We start from the raw sequence: 6592 nt of genomic DNA on the forward strand, positions 1-6592 counted from the left end.
GCGCCGGCGGGAGGTCGGGCTCCTCATCGCGGAGACCATGCGCCGCTGGGATGCGCGCACGTTCACCGACAAGATCGAACAGGAAGTCGGCAACGACCTGCAGTACATCCGGCTCAACGGCACCATCATCGGTGGCCTGGCAGGTGTGGCGATCTACGCCGTCACGCTGCTCGTCTTCCCGGAGTGAACCCGCGGACTCTCGGGTTTCCCTCTTTCGCGCGAGCATCACGCAAGCTGCCTCGTGTCGGGCGAGGCGTGTTCGCCGTCAGCGCTACGCACCAAAACGGAACTTGCTTGCTTCCAGATACTCCTCGAGCAGTTCCATGGCTATCCATCGCCGCCTCAATTGCTCCGCAACGGCACCCGCGGTGTTCGAGCCTGCGAACGGATCCACCACAAGGTCGCCTTCGTCCGTCAGCAGCTTGACGAAGAACTCCGGGAGCGTCGCCGGGAAGCGCGCCGGGTGAATCTTGATACCCGACTCTTTGCAGCGTTTTGTATAGGGATCGTTGGCCGCGTTGTTGCCTGCGATGAGCATTTCATTCGCAAGCCGATCTTCCATCACGTTGGACGGGATCGACCCGCCCGATTCAATCTTATTGAATGACGAAGTGATGTTGTGGCCGGACGGCCGAACCGTTGTCTTCACGCCCTTCTTTGCTAGTCGGACCATATCCGCGCTGTATGGGCGCAGTACCTTCCGATTGTCGGCCTTTGGGTGAGGTGTCTTCGACAGCCACCAGACGTGCTCGACTGAGTCCTTGACCCGAACTCTTCGCACCGTGACCCACTCAGCAGGGACGGGCATCTTCGCAGGGTTGTACCAGTAGCACTCTTGGGCGAGGTAAAAGCCCAGCTCCTCGACCAGCGCGATCATCAGCCTGTAGTGGTACAGTGACCGCGTAGGCGAGCCCGGATTCCAGCTCCCGCCGATGTTCAGAACGAAGCTGCCGTCATCGGTCAGCACACGGTAAATCTCTCGCGCGAACGGCAGGAACCACTCGACGTAGTCAGCCTTGCTGACGTTGCCATACTCCTTCTTGAAGTGAAGCGCGTACGGCGGCGACGTGAACACAAGGTTCACGGACTTGTCGGGAAGTGCCTGGAGCGTGTCCCGCGAATCACCCAAATAAGCAGCGCCCGCGGTGGTGCGATAGAACGGCTTCACCTTCTTCAAAAGGCGGGTCGGGTGTTCCTCCGCGGGTGCGAAAAGCTCAGGTTGTGGCGCTTCGATATTCGTTATCGTCTTGGGCATAAGGAAGGCCATTGGTAACATCCCACTTGTTCGAGAGTGAAGTATACCAATAAATACATTGACAAAGCCAACCAATAAATCACCTGTGGCCATCGACCCTTCGGACTGGATCACTCAGGCCGAAGCCGCGCGCCTGCGAAACGTGACGCGGCAGGCCATCGCACGACTGGTCGGCAACGGTCGCCTGCGCACGCTCGACATCGGTGGGCGCTCCTTCGTCAGTCGTTCGGACGTGCTTGCGTTCGAGCCGAACCCGCCGGGACGGCCCAAGGGAACGACCCATGAGTGATGCCAACCTCGTCGCCATACGCGAGCTGCTTGCGCAGTGCTCGCCCGAGGAACAGGAAAGCTTGTTCAAGGAACTGCGCCAGCGTCACCTTATCCACGAGTTTGAGCGAGTCATCGGCGCTCCAGCGGAAATGATCCTTGAGGCCCTGCATCGTGCTCCCGAGCTGACCCGGCGAATGCTCCGAGGCGTGATCGCTGATGCCGCGTTTCGCACCTTCGTTGTGCCGGCGGTGGAGCCGTCGGGTTGGCTTGACGTTACGCCCAAAGGCAATTTTGCGTATGACTACAAACTGGACGATGGCCAAGGCTCGGTCACAGTCCAGGTGAAGTTGCAGCGAAGCAAACGCGGGGCACCCGTAGTGCAAGCCGGGCAGCGGTTCGGCTTCGAGGGCGACGTGTTCATGACCGAGACGCAGAAAACGCGGACCGGCGCGGACGGTGAAGAGAATACACGCCCGTACCGATATGGTGAGTTCGACGTGTTGGCCGTGTCGATGCAACCGTCCACGGGCAAGTGGGATCGTTACATGTACACGCTTGGGCGCTGGCTACTGCCCGGGAAGAAGGACGGTGAGATGGCGACCTTGCAACCTGTCACTATGACGCCGAGCGCGTTCTGGACCGATGATCTTGCGACGGCGGTTGCTTGGTTCCGAGCGGAGGACAGCGGCAAGCGGATGACGATTGCGACGAAGGTGAAGGCTACGCGAGCGCCTCGCAAGAAACGCGACAAAGGGAAGTAGCTGTGAGAAACGAGAGCCGCCACTTTTTTGGTTGCTTCTTCGTCTCGGTCGCGGCGCTGATTCCCCGGTGGTTCGACCATAGTTAGGCAGTTCGTTGGGTAGGATCGGAAATCCTCCAGCAGGTATATGGCGGGTCGAGGGTGGATTCCAGTAGTGCGAAAGAGCAGGGACCGTCTCAGCGCTCGCCGGCGTGACCGCGCTCGTGATGATGGATCGCTCCGATGCCTTCGTGGGCGAGGCCGTGGCTCGCGGCCGGATGGGCGAGGTGTCCGTAGCGCAGTTCGTGGTGGATGCGCGGGTCATGGTGGAGGTACTGCCGCGCGAGTGAACCCGCGACCATGCCGATGGCGGCGGCGATGAGCCCGGCAAGCTGCGCCGGGATGAACGGATCTTCGGGTCCGAAGGCGTGCACGGCGAGCCACACTGCAACGCCGCAGAGGATCGAGCACAGCGCGCCCTGGTTGGTGGAGCGCTTCCAGTAGATGCCGCAGACCAGGGGTACGAAGGCGGACACCAGCGTGATCTGGTAGGCGCTCTCCACCATGTGGAAGATGCTCGCCTTCGAGTTGATCGCGTAGAAGGTGACGAGCACGGTGAAGACGAGGGTGACGATGCGCATCGTGCGCAGCAGCTTGCGGTCGGTCATCTGCCCCATCATCGGCCGCAGGATGTTCTCGGTGAAGCTCACCGACGGTGCCAGCAACGTCGCCGAGGCGCAGCTCTTGATCGCCGAGAGCAGCGCGCCGAAGAACATCACCTGAGCGAAGAGCGGCGCCTTTTCGAGGATCAGGTTGGGCAGGATCAACTGCGAGTCGCTCTCCATGAGATCGCTCACCAGCTTCGGATCGATGAGAGTCGCGGAGTAGGCGAGGAACATCGGCACGAACGCGAACAGGAAGTAGAGGCAACCGCCGAGCACCGAACCCCACACCGCGATGCGCTCGGTGCGCGAGGACTGCACGCGCTGAAACACGTCCTGCTGCGGGATCGATCCGAACATCATCGTCACCCAGGCCGCGATGAAGCCGATGACCTCCCTCGCTTCCGGTGCCGGAAAGAACGCGAGCTTGCCGGTGTCCAGGGCATGGCCCGCGACCGCCCCCACGCCGCCTGCCATGCCGCTCACCTCGGCGCCGATGTAGAGCATGCCGAGGACGATGACGATCATCTGGATGAAATCGGTCACTGCCACTGCCCACATGCCGCCAAAGAAGGTGTAGACGAGGATCGTGATCGAGCCGATCCACATGCCGGTGAAGCGGCTGATCTCACCGGTGGAGACGACGTTGAAGACGAGCCCGAGCGCGGTGATCTGGGCGCCGACCCAGCCCAGGTAGGAGATGACGATGGCGACCGTGGTCAGCACTTCCACGCTGCGGCCGAAGCGGCGCTTGTAGAAATCGCCGATCGTGAGCAGATTCATGCGGTACAGCGGTGCGGCGAAGAAGAGCCCGACCAGGATCAGGCACATGGAGGAGCCGAAGGGATCGGCGACCACGCCGCGCAGCCCCTCCTCGAGGAATGTCGCCGGGATGCCGAGCACGGTCTCCGATCCGAACCAGGTCGCGAACACCGTGGCCGTCACCATGTAGAAGGGCAGGTGGCGCCCGGCGATGGCGAAATCCTTTGTGTTGTGGACGCGGGTTGCCGCCCAGAGACCGATGGCGACGGAGACGATCCAATAGATGATGACGAACCAGAGGAGCATGGCGGGAACTCCCGTCAGCAGGCGCAGACGGCCCGGATTGTAGCAAAGCCCGCCTCTGTGCTGCACCGCACGATGAGCGGGGCGGTCAGGCGGTTCAGGTGACGTACAGGAAGATCTGCCAGCCGAGCAGCGCGGCGAGAAGCATCCCCACAGCCAGGATCAGCCGGTTCTGGCGGCGCTGTTCGTCTGCCAGGCGGGCGAGTTCCTCGCGCAGTGCAGGGACGTGATCGGCGGTCAGGCGATCGTGCACGAGGCGGGGAATGCGCGGCAGCAGGGTGGCCCAGCGCGGCGCTTCGTCGCGCACGCCGCGCACCACTGCGCGCCAGCCCGTCTGCTCGCTCATCCAGCGTTCGAGAAAGGGCAGCGCGGTCTTCCAGAGGTCGAGATCGGGATCGAGCTGGCGCCCGAGCCCCTCGATGTTGAGCAGTGTCTTCTGCAGCAGGACGAGCTGCGGCTGGATCTCGATGTTGAAGCGCTGCGAGGTCTGAAACAGCCGCAGCAGCACCTTGCCGAAGGAAATCTCCTTCAGCGGTCGGTCGAAGATCGGCTCGCACACCGCGCGGATCGCGGACTCGAACTGGTCGATGGCGGTGCCCCTGGGGGCCCAGCCGGACTCGACGTGTGCCTCGGCGACGCGGCGATAGTCGCGCCGGAAGAAGGCGAGAAAATTCTGCGCGAGGTAATCCTTGTCGAAGTCGCTCAGCGTGCCGACGATGCCGAAGTCGAGCGCGATGTAGCGGCTGTCCTCGCCGACCAGGATGTTTCCCGGGTGCATGTCGGCGTGGAAGAACCCGTCGCGGAAAACCTGGGTGAAGAAGATCTCGACCCCGGTGCGCGCGATGTACTTGATGCTGGTGCCCTGGGCGCGGATCTCTTCGACGTGGCTGATGGGGATGCCGAACATGCGCTCCATCACCATCACCTCGGTCGCGCACCAGTCCCAGTACACCTCGGGCACTGCGAGAAGCGGCGAATCGAGGAAGTTGCGGCGCAGCTGGCTCGCGTTCGATGCCTCGCGCATGAGATCGAGCTCGTCGTGCAGGATGCGGTCGAACTGGCGCACGATCTCGCGCGGCTTCAACCGCTTGCCTTCCGCCCAGAGCGATTCGACCAGCCCCGCGGCCACGTCGAGCAGTGCGAGGTCCTTGACGATCACGCCCTCGATCGCCGGTCGCAGGATCTTGACCGCCACCTCGCGCCCATCTGGCAGCTTCGCGAAGTGGACCTGCGCGACGGAAGCGCTCGCCACCGGCTCGGTCTGGAACTCCGTGAACACCTGCGATACCGGCTTGCCGTAGACGCGCTCGATGGTCGCGATCGCTTGCGCGGACGGGAACGGCGGCACCCGGTCCTGCAGCTTGGCGAGTTCGTCGGCGATGTCCTGCGGCAGCAGATCGCGCCGGGTGGAGAGCACCTGCCCGAACTTGACGAAGATCGGACCGAGGTCCTCCAGTGCGCGGCGTAGCCGTACCCCGCGCGCATCCTTGAGCGTGCGCCAGAAAAGCAGGAAGCGGATCAGGCCGCGCAGCGCGCGGACCCGCTCGTGCCCGAGAAAGAGCTCGTCCAGACCGTAGCGGAAACTGACCCAGAGGATCTTGAGAAGGCGCAGAAGCCGCTGCATGCGGGCGTGGAAGGACGATCAAAGCCCGCGAGTATATAGGCTCGCCGCGTCGCGCGAACGCGCAAGCAAGGAAGTGCGCGGCTCAGCCCTCGGCGCGGCCCTGCGCCTCCAGGCGTTCCAGACGTTTTTCCAGACGCGCGAGGTCGTCGCGCAGCGCATCGACCTCGGCGTTGAACGCGTCGACCTCGGGGCGCGACGGCACGGCGCCGCCTTCGTCGCGCAGGTAGGTTGCGATCGAGCGCGACACGCTGTCGGCGACCCGCCCCGGCAGGTGCGCGAGATCGCGCCCCAGGCCCGCGATGCGGTGTGCCGCCACGTCGCCGACGACGCGGGACAGGTCTTCCTCGACGTCCCAGCGCAGATGGGTGAAGAGATAGCTGATGACTTCGGCGAAATTGCCGTCTCCGGTGACCTGCGTCTTCGACGACGCCGACTGCGGATCGCGCAGCACGTCGACGAGGGAAGCGGCAGCGACCGTCACCGTGACGTCCGGCTCGGCGCTCTCGGACGCCGCCACTTCGCCCGTCGCAGTGACGGTGAGCGTGACCAAGGTCGGCGGCACCGCGAGCCGGGCAACGCGCCCCTTGTAGGGCAGCAGGCGTTCGCGCGCCCAGCCCTCGCGCCGGAGGAGGTGATTGATGGCGCGCGCAGCGACGGTCGACAGCACGTCAGGCGACCTGCTGGATGCCCGCAAGCAGCCAGGACGACTTGCGGTCGGTCGGATTCTTGACGACGTGCCAGATCTCCTCGAAGTGCTCTGGCAGACCGTCCTCGGACTCGCGCACGAAGCCGCTGAAGAGCACGCTGGCAACGGCGAGGTCGCCGTCGGTGGCGACCTCCAGCAGTTCCGCGTCCAGGGTCGTCACCGCGACCTTCTGCGTGGCACCGCCGCGTGCCCGGACCTGCGATTCGAGTTCGGCGTAGAGTTCCGGCGTCGTGTAGTCGCGAATCGCCTCGAGGTTGCCGGTGTCGTTCGC

The 6592-nt window shown here is 64.0% G+C and carries 8 protein-coding genes; 3 read left to right on the plus strand and 5 right to left on the minus strand.

All coding sequences use genetic code 11. The annotated features are described in order from the left end of the window. Positions 1 to 187, plus strand: a 187-nt coding sequence (locus JNK68_08065; protein MBL8540313.1) for a DUF445 family protein, incomplete at its 5' end; no start/stop codon positions are given. An 84-nt stretch (positions 188 to 271) separates the two neighbouring features. On the opposite strand, the gene JNK68_08070 is transcribed toward JNK68_08065, so the two are convergent. Continuing rightward, entirely contained in the window at positions 272 to 1276 is a 1005-nt protein-coding gene (locus tag JNK68_08070) for a site-specific DNA-methyltransferase (protein ID MBL8540314.1), read from the minus strand. A 64-nt stretch (positions 1277 to 1340) separates the two neighbouring features. Between JNK68_08070 and JNK68_08075 the strand changes: the two genes are divergently transcribed. Continuing rightward, complete coding sequence (locus JNK68_08075) at positions 1341 to 1544, plus strand: helix-turn-helix domain-containing protein (GenBank protein MBL8540315.1); 204 nt, start codon at positions 1341 to 1343, stop codon at positions 1542 to 1544. Continuing rightward, positions 1537 to 2286, plus strand: a complete 750-nt coding sequence (locus JNK68_08080) for a hypothetical protein (protein MBL8540316.1) — start codon at positions 1537 to 1539, stop codon at positions 2284 to 2286. Before JNK68_08075 ends, JNK68_08080 begins: the two co-directional genes overlap by 8 nt. Before the next feature lie 175 nt (positions 2287 to 2461). Here the strand turns inward: JNK68_08080 and JNK68_08085 are convergent, their stop codons facing one another. The 4 genes from JNK68_08085 to JNK68_08100 all read right to left on the minus strand — a co-directional run. Further along, entirely contained in the window at positions 2462 to 3994 is a 1533-nt protein-coding gene (locus tag JNK68_08085) for a sodium:solute symporter family protein (protein MBL8540317.1), read from the minus strand. Positions 3995 to 4088: 94 nt separating this feature from the next. Next, a complete protein-coding gene (gene ubiB / locus JNK68_08090; protein MBL8540318.1) occupies positions 4089 to 5615 on the minus strand; it encodes a ubiquinone biosynthesis regulatory protein kinase UbiB in 1527 nt (508 codons plus the stop codon). An 82-nt stretch (positions 5616 to 5697) separates the two neighbouring features. Then, positions 5698 to 6282: an SCP2 sterol-binding domain-containing protein gene (locus tag JNK68_08095; GenBank protein MBL8540319.1), complete on the minus strand. Its 585-nt coding sequence runs from the start codon at positions 6280 to 6282 to the stop codon at positions 5698 to 5700. Between the two features lies 1 nt (position 6283). Continuing rightward, on the minus strand, positions 6284 to 6592 hold a 309-nt coding region (locus JNK68_08100), incomplete at its 5' end, for a Tim44 domain-containing protein (GenBank protein ID MBL8540320.1).

It is taken from the genome of Betaproteobacteria bacterium, assembly GCA_016791345.1.
Taxonomy (GTDB): domain Bacteria; phylum Pseudomonadota; class Gammaproteobacteria; order Burkholderiales; family JAEUMW01; genus JAEUMW01.

Coding starts and splice junctions, on each gene's coding strand:
- JNK68_08070 (MBL8540314.1), bottom strand. CDS start 1,276: ATGTTACCAATGGCCTTCCTTATGCCCAAGACGATAACGAATATCGAA.
- JNK68_08080 (MBL8540316.1), top strand. CDS start 1,537: ATGAGTGATGCCAACCTCGTCGCCATACGCGAGCTGCTTGCGCAGTGC.
- JNK68_08085 (MBL8540317.1), bottom strand. CDS start 3,994: ATGCTCCTCTGGTTCGTCATCATCTATTGGATCGTCTCCGTCGCCATC.
- ubiB (MBL8540318.1), bottom strand. CDS start 5,615: ATGCAGCGGCTTCTGCGCCTTCTCAAGATCCTCTGGGTCAGTTTCCGC.